Raw genomic sequence first — 14946 nt, 5'->3', positions numbered from 1 at the left:
TATGCGCCGCGGCGGCTCTCGGTCATCTCAGCCAAAGGCTCAGTCAGTTTCAAAAAAGACCGCTCAGGCTGTGGATCAACTGTGTCAGTTCAAGCTGGGATTGCGTGGACGTTTTCTCATAGATCCGGCGCAGATGTGTCTTTGCAGTATTTCTGGTGATGTCGAGGTTCTCGAGGGTTTCGGCAAGAGACCCGCTGACGGCGAGGTCGTAAGCCAGGCGCGCTTCTCCATTCGACAATCCGAATGCTGACCGAAGCAATCCTTTAAGATCTTCCGAGAGCTTGTAGGGCTTTCTGACTTCCACCAGTATGAAATTGCTCTCGGCAAGCTCTGGTGTGCCGGGAAGGGACGGGAGGCCGCGGATCGAGACATGACACAACGCTTCGTCATGAACAGAGACAAAAACAGACTGTTCGGGAACTGGCGTGGCATCGAGCGACTGTCCGGCTGCCGCTCCAGATCTGAAAGGGGCGCCCACCTGCTGTGATACCGACGTCAGCGCTGTTTCGAGTTCTTTCTTTGTCGGCACAAGTCGGTTTCCATGGACGGTGAAAATATGGCCGTCCTTCAGGAGCTCTCTGTAGGAGGGCGTGCTGAAGTGGATCGAGAGATCTTCGTCGATGAGACACATTGCGTTTTTCTGGCTCGATGCCATCAACTGCAGCGCCTCCTTGCGAGAGGCGGCTTCACTGAAGCGTTCTGCGACATCCAGGGCGGATGAAACCGCCTTTGCGAAGCGCCTGAAGGGCGGCATGACGTAGTCCGGATCAGCCTCTTCCATCGAGATCGTTGACCAGAGGCAACCGACCAGCACTGTCGTTCCCCGCGATCGCAGGACGGGCGTGATCAGGCCGGGCCAATTGGCAATTGGGTGTTCGGCCGGTACGGGATGCTTCGAGACTTCCTTGCTGCGGTTCGTCAGCTGAGCCTTGCAATAGGGATAGTTGACCGCGGCTTCGTCGATCAGGAAGCGCAATGCCGTACGGTTCGCTTCGGTCCGGACATTGTCCAGAAAGTCGATGAGTTCTTTTGCCTGCGTTGCATCGGAAAATCGGCCCGTGTGTTCCTTGTCCGGACCAAATTCGAGCATGTAGGCGCGGCATTTGAGGGACCGCTCGACGCATTGCAGGGTTTGAGGCCATAACGACGGGTTGCCGGCGCATTCTTGAACGCGCTCCAGCACCCTGAATTCGTCATGTGCGGTAATCGAAACCATGCCGCATAATTTTCCAGTTTCTCAGCTATTGGCAAGAGGAAAGCTGGTCAATTCGGCAAGATCTCGGTAAAAATGTATACATTACGCAGCGGAATTTTTTAAATCGGAGAAAATTGGGGTTGTCAGGTCAGTTTTCGGGGTCAAGGTCTGATGTGCCGGCTGCTTGCCCGTCCTGTCCCAGCTGGATCTTCTCTACCTTCGCCTCGGCTGCTTTCAAGAGACTGTTGCAATGACTGCGCAAGGTCGCACCGCGCTCATACATCTCGATGCTGCGCTCGAGTGGCACATTTCCCTGTTCCAGCTCCCGCACAATCGTTTCCAGCTGCTTGAGCGCTTCTTCAAAGGAAAGAGAGGCAAGGTCTGGCTGGGTCGTTTCGCTGGTCATGACGCTAATCCGAGAGGTTCTTGAAGACGGCTTTAGACACTTACGGTCTTGGTGGCTGAGGTCAAGGTGTCGAGGTCTGTTGCGCGGCGCTATCCTCAAGTGATCCGAAGGATCAATCAGCCTGTCATCAGCGTCATCACATGTGCGGCCGTCGAGCGCGCCAAGCCTTCAAGATCGTAGCCGCCTTCAAGGACCGAGACGAGGCGTCCGTCACAGTGTTTTTCAGCCACGTCCATCAGGGCCCGGGTCGCCCAGGCAAAGTCGGCTTCCAGAAGGTTGAGGCTGCCAAGCGGGTCGCGGGCGTGCGCATCAAAACCGGCGGAGATAATGACCAGATCCGGCGCGAAGCCGCGCAGTCGGGGAAGGATGACAGCTTCCATCGCTTCCTTGAAGATCGGGCCGTCATCACCAGCAGCGAGAGGGACGTTGACGATCGTATTGGCTTCACCGGTCTCATTTGCGGCACCAGAGCCCGGATAGAGCGGCATCTGATGGGTCGAACAATACATCACGGTTGGATCTGCCCAAAAGATATCCTGGGTGCCATTGCCGTGGTGAACATCAAAATCGACGATTGCAACACGCTCCGCCCCATATTGGGCCTGGGCAAAACGGGCCGCTACCGCGACGTTGTTGAAAAAGCAAAAGCCCATCGCCCGGTCTTTTTCAGCGTGGTGGCCAGGTGGGCGGGACGCTGAAAATGCGTTGGTGACCTTTTTCTCAAACACCTCTTCTACGGCGCGGCACGCGCCACCCGCCCCACGCAGTATCGCCTCCCAGGTACCTGGAGACATCGTGGTGTCCGCATCGACCCGCGAAAGGCCTTCTTGAGGCGCAAGCCTGTGCAGCATGTCAATATATGCCATGGGATGCGCGCGCGCGATGTCTTCGCGCCGTCCAATCGGGGCCGCTTCACGTTCCAGAGGTTGAAAGCGCTCGTGCTCAAGGATGCGGTCAATCGCCCTCAGTCTGTCCGGTCGTTCGGGATGGCCTACTGGCGTCAGATGATCGAGGAAGGTTGGATGATGAAGCAGAAGCGTTGACACAAAAGCACCAATAACAGGAGGTCGCCGAGCGGGCATAAGGATTGGGTGCATCAGACCGACGCTCCGCAAGCCTGTCAATCAGGCATTGGATGTAGGAGATGTCGGGGGGAGAATCTGAAGCGATGCTGAGCGCAAAGAAACGGGGCCGATCTGGTTGGAGATCTGGCCCCGAAAGGTGCGAGCACAAGAGTGCTCGAGGGGAGGTCCGCTGCATCTGATTTAACAAGTAAAAGTTAGATGATTCGCGACTTGGATCGCCAGAGCAGTGGCGATCTTCCGCAGATGTATCTGTGTATAAGTAGTGTAGTGAGATAGAAAATTGCGCTGAGGTATTAGTGATTATTGTCAATTACACGATATGAGGTGCTCTAAGAGAGACTTTTTCTGAGTTAGCTCGTTCGATCAGGTCTTGGACGTTTTCAAGCGATCCCGCAAAGTCCGCTGCCAATCCGACACCAATCAATGCGATCAATCGTGACGCGCCATCAACGGGTGAGGGGCCATGATCACGATGGTGTATTCGGGCGTGGTGCGGCTGCGCGTTCAAGGCGGTCATTGATGGCTTCCCCGAGGCCTTCCATTGGGATGGCCTGAACGCAAATTGTCTTTGCTCCAGAGGCGTCCAAGTGTCTCAATGCCGCGAAAAGCCTTGCTGCTGCTTCTTCAAGGTCGCCTGCGGGACTTAAATTGATTTCGCAGACAGCACCATCCGCGCCGGGAAGCCTATGCGACCCAAACGCCAGGAGTGCCTCGCCGTCCTGCACCGCTTGCACGTCCAGGCGTACCGCCGCTGAAGGCGCATAGTGTGACGAGAGCATTCCAGGTGCTTGCGGCGCGTCAGGCCTCGTTGGCGTCGAAGCATCGATCACGGCGCGTCCAAGGACAGCTTCCAGATCCTTTCGCGGGATGCCGCCCGGGCGCAGCAGGCTCGGGATGCCATCAACGAGCGCGACGATTGTGGATTCGATGCCGACCGAACAAGGGCCTGCGTCGACGACAAAGCTAAGCGAAGCGCTCAAGTCAGCTGTGACGGCATCCGCGGTCGTCGTGCTGACCTTTCCCGAAATATTGGCACTGGGCGCGGCAAGCGGTGAGCCACATTTCTCTGCGAGAAATCGCATGACCGGTCCCGCGGGCACGCGCAGGGCAACGGTGTCCAGCCCAGCCGTTGCAAGGTCGCAAATTGTCGATTGTGGTTTCTTGGAGACAACGAGCGTAAGCGGGCCGGGCCAGAAAGCCTTCGCAAGCTTCATGGCGTCCTCATCGAAAATCCCGTGCTCCAGACAAGCTTCCAGCGATGGCAGATGGGAGATGAGGGGATTGAACTGGGGCCGGCCTTTCGCGGCGAAGATTTTGGCGCAGGCGGAGCTGCTGGTGGCGTCGGCGGCAAGCCCATAGACCGTTTCCGTCGGAATGGCCACGAGTTCGCCTGCCTTGATCGCATCACAGACCGCGTCCACCTCGGCGGCGTCCTGCCAGTCGTCCTGTGTCAGATCCAGGGTCCATCTGCGCATGGATTTCCAAGTCTCCGCCTGAATGGGTGTCGAACCGATCGTGTCGAAGTGCCGGGTTGCCGTAGCGACACGGGTTGACGTTTACGTAAACCGAGTTAGTGTTCCGTCAAATAGTCAAACGTCAGGGCCTTTTGCGGCCCAGGCGCGGCGCCGTCAAGGTGCCGTATAAAACTGCTTAGGGAGCTCTTCATGTATCGCGCGCCAATCGACGAGATTGCTTTCACCCTCAAGAACGTTTGTGGGCTCGAAGAGCTTCAGAAACACGAGGCGCACAGTGAGCTCGGAGATGACCTCGTTTCTGCGATTTTGACGGAGGCGGGGCGCTTTGCCGCAGAGGAAATTGCGCCCTTGAATTCGGTGGCTGACAAGCATGGAACTCCCTTTTCGAACGGTGCGGTCACAACGCCCCCAGGCTGGAAAGAGCTTTACCATCGCTGGATCGAGGGAGGCTGGAACGGCCTGAGTGCAAATCCCGACTTCGGCGGCCAGGGCCTGCCGGTCATGCTCTCAGCCGCAGCGTTGGAAATGTGGAACTCCGGCTCCATGGCCTTCGCGATCGGACCAACGCTGACAATCGGTGCGGTTGAAGCGCTCGAAAAACACGCAACGGATGAGCTGAAGGCCAAGTATCTCGAAAAGCTGGTGTCCGGTGAGTGGATGGGCACCATGAACCTGACTGAACCACAGGCAGGCTCCGACCTGAACGCCTTGAAGGCCAAGGCGATCCCCAATGGCGATGGAACCTACAGGATCAGCGGGCAGAAGATCTTCATCACATATGGCGAACACGACATGACGGACAATATCGTTCATCTTGTGCTTGCCAGGCTTCCCGATGCGCCGGCGGGAACAAGGGGCATTTCGCTGTTCCTCGTCCCGAAACTCTTCGTCAATGACGATGGCACTCTGGGAGAGCACAACGACGTGCGCTGTGCCGGCGTCGAGCACAAACTTGGCATTCATGGTTCGCCGACCTGTACGATGGTGTTTGGTGATGATGGCGGCGCCACTGGTTGGTTGATCGGCGAGGAAAATCGCGGCCTGGCCTGCATGTTCACGATGATGAACAACGCCCGGCTCGCCGTCGGTATTCAGGGACTCGGTGTCGCGGAGAGGGCCTATCAGCAGGCACTCGCTTACGCCCTTGATCGCAAGCAGGGCCGTGCTCCGGGTGAAAAGGGTGAGGGGATGAGCGCCATTGCACATCATCCGGACATCAAGCGGACGCTTTTGGCCATGCGTTCACGGACGCAAGTGGCGAGGGCGATCTGCTATGCCTGTGCCCACGCTATTGACATGTCGCATGTGGCCGAGACGGCGGAAGACAGGAAGTTCTGGTCGGATCGCGCCGGGCTTTTGACCCCGCTTGCAAAAGCGATCCCGACCGACTTCGGCGTTGAGGTTGCCTCCATGGGCGTCCAGATCCACGGCGGCATGGGGTATGTGGAGGAGACAGGCGCAGCTCAACACCTTCGTGATAGCCGTATCGCAACGATCTACGAAGGCACCAACGGCATCCAGTCGATCGATCTTGTCATGCGCAAATTGCCGCTGTCGAACGGCGAGCATATCGACGGTTTCATTTCGGAGTTGAGACAGATTGCCGATGAAGTCGCCGCCAGCAACCGTCCTGAATTCGGTGCGACGGCTGATCGGCTCCATGCAGCGATTGAAGAACTCGAACGGGTCACGTCCTGGATGAAGGCGGCACAGGCTGAAGGATGCGTTGCCGAGGCTTTGGCTGGCGCAACGCCTTACCTCCGACTGGCCGGGCTGACACTCGGCGGGGTTCTTCTTGCCAAGGGAGCGCTGCGCTCAGGCACAGAGAATGCCGCAGCTTCGAAAGACCGTACGCTGCTGGCCCGCAGTTTTGCGGAGACGAGCCTTTACGAGACCATTGCGCTCGGGGCCGATGTCACGTCTTCGGCAGGCTCGATCCTATCTCTCGACCCGGAAGCGCTGGCGTCCTGACAGAAGCTGGCAATGGGAGGAATTCAATGATCCGGAAATCTCTGGAGGAGGGGGTTTGCACCCTCCGACTTGACCGTGCCGAAAAGAAAAATGCGCTTACCGGCGCAATGTATGCGGACCTTGCGAAAGCCCTTGAAGAGGGGAATTTGGGTGAGAGCGTAAGATGCCATCTCATCTGTGGTCAGCCCGGGGCCTTCACTGCGGGCAATGACATCGCGGACTTTCTGAAATTTGCCGGAAAGGGCGATCTTTCTGACACGCCTGTGATCCGCTTTCTCAAAGCGGTCGCCTTGAATGAAAAGCCGATTGTCGCGGCAGTCGACGGTCTGGCAATCGGCGTTGGAACGACGTTGCTGATGCATTGCGACATGGTTTTTGCAACGAAGGCATCGACCTTCAAGACGCCTTTCGTTGATCTGGGACTTGTGCCTGAGGCTGGCTCATCCCTTCTCGCACCCAGGCTCATGGGGCATGCGCGGGCGTTCGAACTCCTCTGTCTTGGGGCCGCCTTTGATGCGGAAAGAGCGCATGCCGTGGGCATCGTGAACCACATTGAGGAAGACGTCGAAACGGTCGCGCTTGCCTGCGCCAAGGCGATTGCCGCAAAGCCGCCTCAGGCCATGAAGCTGTCGCGGGATCTGCTGCTGGGCGACCGGAAAGACCTGCTGGCACGCATCGACGAAGAGGCCCGAATTTTCGGTGAGCGGTTAAGTGCGCCCGAGACCATCGCCGCTTTTCAGGCCTTTATGATGAAGAAGCCCAAGGGCTGACAACATTGATCGGAGTATCCCAATGAGCCTGTCAGGCAAGACACTTTTTATCACCGGCGCATCGCGCGGCATCGGCAAGGCGATTGCCCTGCGCGCGGCGCGTGATGGTGCAAATATTGCCATTGCGGCCAAGACCGCTGAGCCGCATCCCAAGCTGGAAGGCACGATTTTTTCCGCAGCGGAGGAAATCGAGGCGGCTGGCGGCAAGGCACTGCCACTGGTCCTTGATGTTCGCGACGACGAAGCAGTGAAACGTGCGATCGACAAGACGGCTGAAACCTTCGGCGGGCTGGACATCCTCGTCAATAACGCCAGCGCAATTCAGCTGACACCTCTTGCCCAAACGGACATGAAGCGATTTGATCTGATGCATCAGATCAACACGCGCGGCACGCTAGCCTGTTCGAAGCATGCGATCGAGCACCTGGCGAAGTCGGACAATCCGCATATCCTGACCTTGTCGCCGCCCCTTGATATGCAGGAAAAGTGGTTCGCCCCCTTCACACCCTATTCGATCGCCAAATATGGCATGAGCCTCGTGGTTCTGGGGCTTGCCGGTGAGCTCAGGGCGAAGGGAATTGCGGTCAACGCGCTCTGGCCGCGCACGACAATTGCGACGGCCGCAATCAAGAACATCATCGGCGGTGACGCCTTGATGCAGCAAAGTCGGACACCCGATATTCTGGCAGATGCTGCCTACGAGATCTTCACGACCCCATCGGGAGAGCTTTCTGGCCAGTTCCTGATTGACGACACCTTCCTGGCATCACGTGGCGTGACCGATTTCGATGGCTATCGTGTCGATCCGAGTGTTGCCCTGGCGCCCGACTTCTTCGTGCCGGATGACAGTGTCGCGCCGTGCGACCTTGGTCCTGTCAAAGCCTGACATCCCTCGGCGACCTAAGACTGAACCAAAAGAGCCCCGGCAGTTTGCCGGGGCTCTTTTGGTTGGATTGATGCTTTGTCCGGCTTAATCGAATTCCGGTCCCCTGGCCCGGTAAGGTGTGACGTCCTTCCAGGCTTTCATGAGGGTTTCCAGCTCGCCATCCGCATTCGGCGGTAGGATGATCTGAAGTTTGACGAGAAGGTCGCCATGACCACCGCCCTTGGTCGGCAAGCCCTTGCCCTTCAGGCGCATAGTCTTGTCACCCGAGCTGTTGGCTGGAATGTTCAAATTGACCGCGCCCGTCAGCGTCGGCGTGCGGACCTTGGCGCCGAGCACCGCCTCATAAAGGGTAAGCGGTAGTTCCAGGATCAGGTCGTTTCCGCGTACATCGAAGAGCTTGTGCGGCTTCAAGCGGATTTCGACAAGCGCATCTCCGGCTGAGCCGCCATATTCACCAGGGTACCCTTGGCCACGCAGGCGGATCTTCTCACCCTCGTGAGTGCCGGCTGGTATCGTGACGTTGACAGTCTTGCCGCTTGGCAGGGTAACTTGCGTCTTCCCGGCGTTGACGATGTCCTCAAGCGAAACCGCCGCGATCAACTCGGCGTTCTTGCCTTTTTGAGCGGGTCGCGTGCGCTGACCAGCGCCAGGCTTTGGCCCACCGGCCCCAGCCGCGCCGGCACGTGCCCGTTTGCCGCCGCCAAAACCACCAAGGATATCATTCAGGATGTCGTCGAAGCCACCGGCAGAGCCGCCTGCGCCACCCGCCGACTGTCCACGGAAACCTCTCGAGGAACCTGCACCGCCAAAGTCCTGGAAGTCCGAGAAACCGTCAAAGCCATGGGATTGAAATTTCTGCTTGCCCTCAGCGTCGATTTCGCCCCGGTCAAACTTCCCGCGCTTTTCCTTGTCGCCAATGATCTCATAGGCCTGGTTGACCTCGGCAAACTGAGCCTGCGCTTTCGGATCATCCTGATTTTGGTCAGGGTGATATTTCTTTGCCAGCTTGCGAAAGGCTTTTTTTATGTCGGCCTCGGATGCCGATTTCGCAACACCGAGGACGTTGTAAGGATCACGCATGGAATGTCACCAATTCATGGATACGGCCGGCGCACCCGCCCGCCTCCGAATTTTGTCTCTGGAACTATATCGTGATTGATAGGAAAAAATTCCAGACCCGTTCGGAATAGTCTTCAGATCTGTTTTACCGGGATTACAGAGCCGATCAAGCGTCGCCAGCGGCCAAGCTGGTAATTGTCAGCTGTCGGCTGATGTCCCGGCAGGCCGTCCCGGAATAGATCCTGACACCCGCAATCGTGTTGGCTGTCGTCTTGAACGTCAGGCATCCAGTTTCGGCAAGTGCCTGCTGGTCGACATCGCTGACCTTGCCTGAATTGCCGCTTTCTGGATTGGTCCAGCTCAGACGTGCATCATGATCATCGTCCGTCTCCTGCTTCGGAACGGCACCTGAGGTGAGCAAGTCGAGCGTGTAAGCAATGATCTGCCGGTCTTTTCCGTCAATGTCGGTGAACGCCACATCTATCCCTGAGGGAATGGAGCCGGTCAGAACAAGCGGTGTTTCGACGTCGTCGCTTCCCAGCGGCATCGTAACCTGGCTGCAGCCGCCGACAGCGAGGCATAGAAGAACGCCCAAGCTCGTGAGGCTCTGGATCTTTGCCTTGCCGGCAGTATATGTCTGTTCGTGAGACAACTGGTTCGATCCCGATTGGCCCTGACCTTACATGCGGTCAGCGCGCCATTTCCAACACTCGGCAGGCAGGAAATGACAGACTCCAACACTTCGCCAAAAGAGTTAACAAATGGTGACTTTACCGAGTCATCGAAGCCGTTTGACCTGTTCGGCGAGTGGCTTGAAGACGCAGGCGAAAGCGAGATCAATGACCCGAACGCACTGTCCCTGGCGACTGTCGATCCAGATGGATTGCCAAATGTGCGGATGGTGTTGCTGAAAGGCTTCGATGAGCGTGGGTTTGTGTTTTACACAAACTTTGAAAGTGCCAAAGGCCGTGAGTTGCTCAGCGCCGGCAAGGCCGCGATGTGCTTCCATTGGAAGTCGCTTCGACGCCAGGTGCGGATTCGCGGCCGGATTGTTCAGGTCGATGACGCAGAGGCTGATGAATACTATCAGTCCCGCGCGCGCGGCAGCCGTATCGGCGCCTGGGCATCCAAGCAGTCACGCCCCCTTGAAAGCCGCTTCGCACTTGAAAAGGAAGTTGCGAAATTTACGGCCAAATTCGCCATCGGCGAGATTCCGCGGCCGGACCACTGGAGCGGCATCCGCCTAGTTCCAACATCAATTGAGTTCTGGCACGATCGACCGTTTCGTCTTCATGACAGGGTCGTTTTCACACGCGCCTCGACTGATGAGGGGTGGACCAAGGATCGGCTGTATCCGTGACCTAAAGCCAAGGGCGAGCCTCAGAGCAGCTTTTTCCAGCGCAGGAAAAAGTAGGTCATGGCGACCGAGGCAAACATAAGCGCGATCGAGAATACAAACCCGAGATGCCACTTCAGCTCTGGCATGTTGATGAAGTTCATCCCATAGATCGACGCGATCAAGGTTGGCGGCAGAAAAATGACGCCGAGCACGGAGAACACCTTGATGATCTGGTTCTGCTCCAGATTGACAAGCCCGATGGTGGCGTCGAGCAAGAATGACAGCTTGTTGTCCAGGGCGTCGCCATGCTCCTTGATCGAATGAATGTCACGGCCAAAGCTCTTGCAGGTGAGGTATTGCTCGTCGGAGAGGGATACCTTTCGCCCGTGACTGTCCAGAAAGAGCAAAAGTCGTGAGAGGCTGGCGCAGACGTCGTGCATCTTTGCGACCTGCAGACCGATTCTGCCCTGGGTCTTGATCGCTTCCTGATAAACGCTTCCCTTCCGGGCGGTAATGCCTTCTTCAAAGACCCTGAAGGACATCTCGTCGAAGTGTCTTGAAGCCTCCTCCATCACATCAGCTGACCGATCGATAATGATCTCCATCAGAGTGAAAAAGACAGCTGGGCCTGTATGCGGGATTGTCGCGTCTTTTTGAACTTTCCGGCCGCAGATGACGATCGACTGCGGATCGCCATAGCGCACGGTGACCAGTCGTTTTGACGACAAGACGAAGGTGACGGACGAGAGTTCCGGATCTGGCGTTCGCGCTGCCATCGGAAGCAGTCCCGTCATGACGATTGCCCCCGGTTCGTCATAGAGCCTGGCGGATGTTTCGATGGAGGCGATTTCTTCACGGGTGGGAATTTCGGCGCCCATCAGCTTCTCGGCTGCGAGCTGCTCCTCATGGGTCGGCTGGACCATGTCGATCCAGACCGAAGTCGAAGGCAACGGCTCTCCTGCCGCGACCTCACGTCGTTCGAGGCCAGCGGAAGAAGGGCAATAGGAGATGATCATGCAGCGGGCTCCGAGGCAATCCGTGGATTGCATAGAAACATGCCACGCTGAATTGTCATGTCCAGCAGAGACTTGACCCAAGCGAGACTGAGCGTTCAGACCTTGCGGCTCGTCCGCGCACGATCAATGGACGTTTCCATTGCGAGCCGGACGGGCGTTGAAAGTCGCTCAGTTGTGGTTCTTCTTCTCGGTTTTGTGGCCCGCGCAAAGCGCAGCTGCAGTCAAGGCCGCGATGCCGACCGGCTTGTATTGGCTTTCGAGAGAGGGCTTGGCAGGTGAAGCAACTGCAACGCTTTGGGCTTTTTCAGACATTGGTCTCGTCCATGGAGTCAAAATGTTCCGGGGACTTGCGCCGCAAATGAGACATTACGTTGGCAAAGAGCTTTTACGAAAGCCACCGCGCCGCGAAGTCGTGGTTAATGCCAATTCATGATGCGCCGCAAATCGCGTTTAGGCGAGTAACAATGAATAACTGAATGTAACGGAAAGCATTGATTTGTTGGTTGAAGCCGGTGCGCTGGCTAAATGAGGAAGCTCTTGTGATTGTGCAGGGACGTTGATTTACGGCACAGATCATCCCGTATGATGACCGCAAGAAATACCAGAATAGTGTCGCTATCAGCAGAAGTGCTCCTGGAATGAGCGCGCTCGAAATCAAGTTCGCGCCGACGATCATTGCTGAAAATCCCAGAATGAGGCCCAGCAGTGCACCAACAAAAGTGGTTCTAATGTAGTGATAATGCCATCTAAGTCGCCGGCCAGGTGCGTTTGAAAAACGGTTGGCAAAATAAAATGCCACGGGAGATGTGACCGCCAAAAGCAATGCAAGATAGCAGATAACTACATTTTGAAAGCTTGCAGACGAAGCTGATTTCGCGGGCGAAAAATGCTCCGCGCTTTGATGAGACATTCTGAGAGGCATATAATCCTCCAAATGCTGAACTGGAACTGATTTCTGTTGCAATTTTAGCAGAAACTGTCTGTTTTTTGCAGTGCGGAATCGCCGCCGAAGCGCACGAAATTTCATCAGGAGAAATTGCGTCCTGGAGAGGAGCGTGTGTTTGCCGTTCCGAGAAGCGATGCAGGATGCTATGAAATACGGGTGCTGGTGAGAGGTTTGGCGAATTTATGAAACGCTATCCGGTGTTTACATCGAACATCGCGCGACTGAGCCGAAGGGTTGGAGCCATTGCTTTGCCGGTCGCGGTGCTTGGCGTTCTGGCACACCGCGCCGGGTTGCTTGAGCCTGCCCAAATGTCTTTCTCAATTCTCCTTGCGACAATTCTGGGCATCGCAGCGTTGTTTCTGGCCGTCGCCGGCTTCCTTCAGCTTTGGAACCGCGGCGGCACGGGTGCCGGGCACGCAGTGCTTGGCTCCATCTACGGAATTGCGGCTCTTTTGCCAGCAGCCGCCTTGGCGATGGGGCCGTTTTTGCAGGACAGTGCGCTGGATGTTTCGACAGATCCTGATGATCCACCAGCGTTCCTCCAGGGAGTTGATGAGCCTGTAACTCCCAATCAACTGTTGCGGGTTTTGAAAGTACGAAGCGAGGTCCCCCATTCAGCAGACATCGTTTCGCGCCGCTATCGCATGCAGCCGGCCGAGCTACATTTTGCGGCTCTCAAGGCGGCCCGCCGAAACGGATGGCGCATCGTTGCGGAAACGCCTCCGGACCTTCTCGACGACCCGACCGGTTTTCAAGCTGAGGTGAAAACGCCCGTGCTCGGGCTTGTCGAAGACGTTGTCGTCCGGATTCGCCCAGACCGGCTTGGTGCCCTGTTTGACATGCGCTCTGCGTCAAGATCAGCACTGCAGGACATAGGCGGGAACAGCGACAGAATCCGGAATTTTTATGGGGCCGTGGATGACGTGCTTCTGGAGACCTATGGCGAAATCGAAAGCATAGAGGTCCTCGATGATGCCGTCGTGCTGGAGGGCGATCCGCCTGAAGGCGTTTCGGACGTGCGCGCCGATGGCGACGAAAAGATTCCGGTGCCGGAGTTCAAGCCCTATGTCGAAGGCGCCGAGGATAGCTCTGATGAAGATCCAGATAGCGCCGAAGATCTCGAAGGTTAGGTTCGGCAGTTCAAAGCAGCGTCAGGCGCGGCGGTAGCTTGCTTCAAGCCGAACCTCTGGTTCTGCGACGACAAGCTTGCGGGACGCGAGATCCTCAAGGTGCGCAAAGACCGAAAGGGCGGCGGCAGGACGCAGCGCCGGATCGAGCCCGTGATAGATGCGAAGAACCAAATTCGGGATCGAAATTGGCTCCGTGCTCAATTGATCCAAAATCGACGCCTCGCGCTGCAGTCGATGAACCTTGAGATCTGCCACATAATCATGGGCATCGCGCACCAAACCACCGTGGCCGGGAAGATAAATCGTTTCCTGACGGGCCAGAAGCCGATCGAGCGAGGACATATAGGACCGCATGCTTCCATCTGGCGGTGCGACGATCGATGTTGACCAGGCCATGACGTGATCTGCCGAGAACAGAAACGGTGAACCTTTGAGCGCCAAACAGAGGTGGTTGTCTGTATGGCCAGGGGTTTCTATCACTTCGAAGTCGGCACCTGAGGTCTTGTGAAGACTGCCGTCCTCCAGCTGCAGGTCAGGCTTATAGTCTCTGTCAGAGCTTGCATCCATCGGGTTGCTTTCGCCTGTGCCCAGGTTCCGAGCAGGCCGATAGGCAGCACAGCCCACGATCGGCGCTCCCGTTTTGGCTTGAAGCAGTCTGGCGCCCGGAGAATGGTCAAGGTGCGTATGGCTGACAAGAATTGTTTCGACACTTGCCCCGCCGATCACCTTCAAGATCGTGTCGATATGCTCAGGAGAGTCGGGCCCGGGATCTATCACTGTGATCGAATCCTGGCCAACCAGATAGGTGTTGGTGCCGTGAAACGTGAACGGGCTGGGGTTTGGTGCGGTCAGCCTGCGAATGCCGTCCGAGATTTCAATCGCGTTGCCATATGCAGGATCAAACTGGCGATCATGTTTCACTTTTGAATGTCTCCCAGCGGTTTCAACGATCCTCTAGCATGTCAGACGTTGCATGTGCCATCGTCTGTCACTGATCGCCAGACAGTCATGAATAAGAGGCGATGATGGGATAAGAGCATTCGCTGCGGAGGTGCTTCTACACAATGTTGCTTTCGATCGCGTGCAGTGTGCTCACTCGGGTTCTACCTTTAAGAATGCTTCAATCGGGTTGATCAGCGATGTCAGACGACCAAACATGTCAGTTTGAGTGCTTTATTCGAGCGCCACGGGAAAAGGTGTTCGCCGTTCTGACCGAACAGCTTGAGCGCTGGTGGACGACCGTGTTCGACGCCAAAAATGAGGGGGATCTCCTGGACGTGGGAATTGATCCTCAGCCGGGAGGAGCCTGCTCTGAAACCTCCTCGGACGGGCAACTGAAGACCTGGGGCACTGTTCTTTCAATCGAACCACCGCTTTATATCCGCCTCGCTTGGCAGGTCTCATCAGCGGGATCGTCGCTCGTGGATCCGGCAGCAGCAAGCCGTGTCATGATTTCCCTCAGGCAGGCGGGGGAGGACACGCGGCTCGAGCTCGTGCACACGGATTTTATCCGGCATGGCGATGATGCCGCCGCGTGTCGTGCGCTGATGTGCTCCCAAACAGGTTGGCCATTGCGGTTGAGCTATCTGGCCAACGCATGCTGCTAGCATTGGAAAAACCGAGGCGTTTGCTGTGTAGGAAAACCAATCAGGTGGCCGATTGTCGCTT

General features: G+C 56.9%; 16 protein-coding genes. 6 read left to right on the top strand and 10 right to left on the bottom strand.

Going from position 1 to position 14946, the window contains the following annotated elements; translation table 11 throughout:
* Positions 1 to 49 precede the first annotated feature (49 nt).
* From IG617_RS16420 to IG617_RS16405, 4 genes are all read right to left on the bottom strand, one after another.
* Entirely contained in the window at positions 50 to 1216 is a 1167-nt protein-coding gene (locus tag IG617_RS16420; protein WP_192110338.1) for a helix-turn-helix transcriptional regulator, read from the bottom strand.
* Between the two features lie 127 nt (positions 1217 to 1343).
* Entirely contained in the window at positions 1344 to 1601 is a 258-nt protein-coding gene (locus tag IG617_RS16415; RefSeq protein ID WP_192110337.1) for an exodeoxyribonuclease VII small subunit, read from the bottom strand.
* Between the two features lie 116 nt (positions 1602 to 1717).
* Complete coding sequence (locus IG617_RS16410; protein ID WP_338110007.1) at positions 1718 to 2647, bottom strand: histone deacetylase family protein; 930 nt, start codon at positions 2645 to 2647, stop codon at positions 1718 to 1720.
* Between the two features lie 506 nt (positions 2648 to 3153).
* Positions 3154 to 4161 carry an L-threonylcarbamoyladenylate synthase gene (locus IG617_RS16405; protein WP_192110336.1) on the bottom strand — a complete coding sequence of 336 codons (1008 nt, stop codon included), beginning with the start codon at positions 4159 to 4161 and terminating at the stop codon, positions 3154 to 3156.
* A 189-nt stretch (positions 4162 to 4350) separates the two neighbouring features.
* Here IG617_RS16405 and IG617_RS16400 point away from each other — a divergent pair, with 189 nt between their 5' ends.
* Genes IG617_RS16400 through IG617_RS16390 form a run of 3 tightly spaced genes read left to right on the top strand, consistent with a single transcriptional unit; the run spans position 4351 to position 7788 of the window.
* Positions 4351 to 6132 carry an acyl-CoA dehydrogenase gene (locus tag IG617_RS16400; RefSeq protein WP_192110335.1) on the top strand — a complete coding sequence of 594 codons (1782 nt, stop codon included), beginning with the start codon at positions 4351 to 4353 and terminating at the stop codon, positions 6130 to 6132.
* Between the two features lie 26 nt (positions 6133 to 6158).
* Positions 6159 to 6902, top strand: a complete 744-nt coding sequence (locus tag IG617_RS16395) for a crotonase/enoyl-CoA hydratase family protein (protein ID WP_192110334.1) — start codon at positions 6159 to 6161, stop codon at positions 6900 to 6902.
* A gap of 22 nt (positions 6903 to 6924) precedes the next feature.
* Positions 6925 to 7788, top strand: a complete 864-nt coding sequence (locus IG617_RS16390; RefSeq protein WP_192110333.1) for an SDR family oxidoreductase — start codon at positions 6925 to 6927, stop codon at positions 7786 to 7788.
* 84 nt (positions 7789 to 7872) lie between these two features.
* Here the strand turns inward: IG617_RS16390 and IG617_RS16385 are convergent, their stop codons facing one another.
* Together IG617_RS16385 and IG617_RS16380 are read right to left on the bottom strand one after the other, a co-directional pair.
* Positions 7873 to 8868 (bottom strand): DnaJ C-terminal domain-containing protein, encoded by a 996-nt coding sequence (locus IG617_RS16385; RefSeq protein WP_192110332.1) that lies wholly within the window; start codon positions 8866 to 8868, stop codon positions 7873 to 7875.
* A gap of 145 nt (positions 8869 to 9013) precedes the next feature.
* Entirely contained in the window at positions 9014 to 9499 is a 486-nt protein-coding gene (locus tag IG617_RS16380; RefSeq protein WP_209008558.1) for an RT0821/Lpp0805 family surface protein, read from the bottom strand.
* A gap of 72 nt (positions 9500 to 9571) precedes the next feature.
* On the opposite strand from IG617_RS16380, the gene pdxH reads away from it, so the two are divergent.
* Entirely contained in the window at positions 9572 to 10207 is a 636-nt protein-coding gene (gene pdxH / locus IG617_RS16375) for a pyridoxamine 5'-phosphate oxidase (RefSeq protein ID WP_192110331.1), read from the top strand.
* A gap of 20 nt (positions 10208 to 10227) precedes the next feature.
* Here the strand turns inward: pdxH and IG617_RS16370 are convergent, their stop codons facing one another.
* The 3 genes from IG617_RS16370 to IG617_RS16360 all read right to left on the bottom strand — a co-directional run bounded on the left by IG617_RS16370 (position 10228) and on the right by IG617_RS16360 (position 12229).
* Positions 10228 to 11202 carry a magnesium transporter CorA family protein gene (locus tag IG617_RS16370; RefSeq protein WP_192110330.1) on the bottom strand — a complete coding sequence of 325 codons (975 nt, stop codon included), beginning with the start codon at positions 11200 to 11202 and terminating at the stop codon, positions 10228 to 10230.
* Between the two features lie 168 nt (positions 11203 to 11370).
* The gene (locus IG617_RS16365) at positions 11371 to 11514 is read right to left on the bottom strand and encodes a hypothetical protein (RefSeq protein ID WP_192110329.1); all 144 of its coding nucleotides are present in this window, start codon (positions 11512 to 11514) and stop codon (positions 11371 to 11373) included.
* Between the two features lie 115 nt (positions 11515 to 11629).
* Positions 11630 to 12229 (bottom strand): hypothetical protein, encoded by a 600-nt coding sequence (locus tag IG617_RS16360; protein WP_192110328.1) that lies wholly within the window; start codon positions 12227 to 12229, stop codon positions 11630 to 11632.
* Between the two features lie 101 nt (positions 12230 to 12330).
* Between IG617_RS16360 and IG617_RS16355 the strand changes: the two genes are divergently transcribed.
* The gene (locus IG617_RS16355) at positions 12331 to 13278 is read left to right on the top strand and encodes a DUF1499 domain-containing protein (protein ID WP_192110327.1); all 948 of its coding nucleotides are present in this window, start codon (positions 12331 to 12333) and stop codon (positions 13276 to 13278) included.
* A gap of 21 nt (positions 13279 to 13299) precedes the next feature.
* Here IG617_RS16355 and IG617_RS16350 read toward each other — a convergent pair whose 3' ends face one another.
* Complete coding sequence (locus IG617_RS16350; RefSeq protein ID WP_192110326.1) at positions 13300 to 14199, bottom strand: MBL fold metallo-hydrolase; 900 nt, start codon at positions 14197 to 14199, stop codon at positions 13300 to 13302.
* Positions 14200 to 14417: 218 nt separating this feature from the next.
* Between IG617_RS16350 and IG617_RS16345 the strand changes: the two genes are divergently transcribed.
* On the top strand, positions 14418 to 14885 hold the full coding sequence (locus IG617_RS16345) for an SRPBCC domain-containing protein (protein WP_192110325.1): 468 nt from the start codon (positions 14418 to 14420) through the stop codon (positions 14883 to 14885).
* Positions 14886 to 14946 lie beyond the last annotated feature (61 nt).

The sequence above is a fragment of the Roseibium polysiphoniae genome, from assembly GCF_014842925.1.
Lineage (GTDB): Bacteria > Pseudomonadota > Alphaproteobacteria > Rhizobiales > Stappiaceae > Roseibium > Roseibium polysiphoniae.
This window is presented reverse-complemented; position numbering and strand designations above follow the sequence as displayed.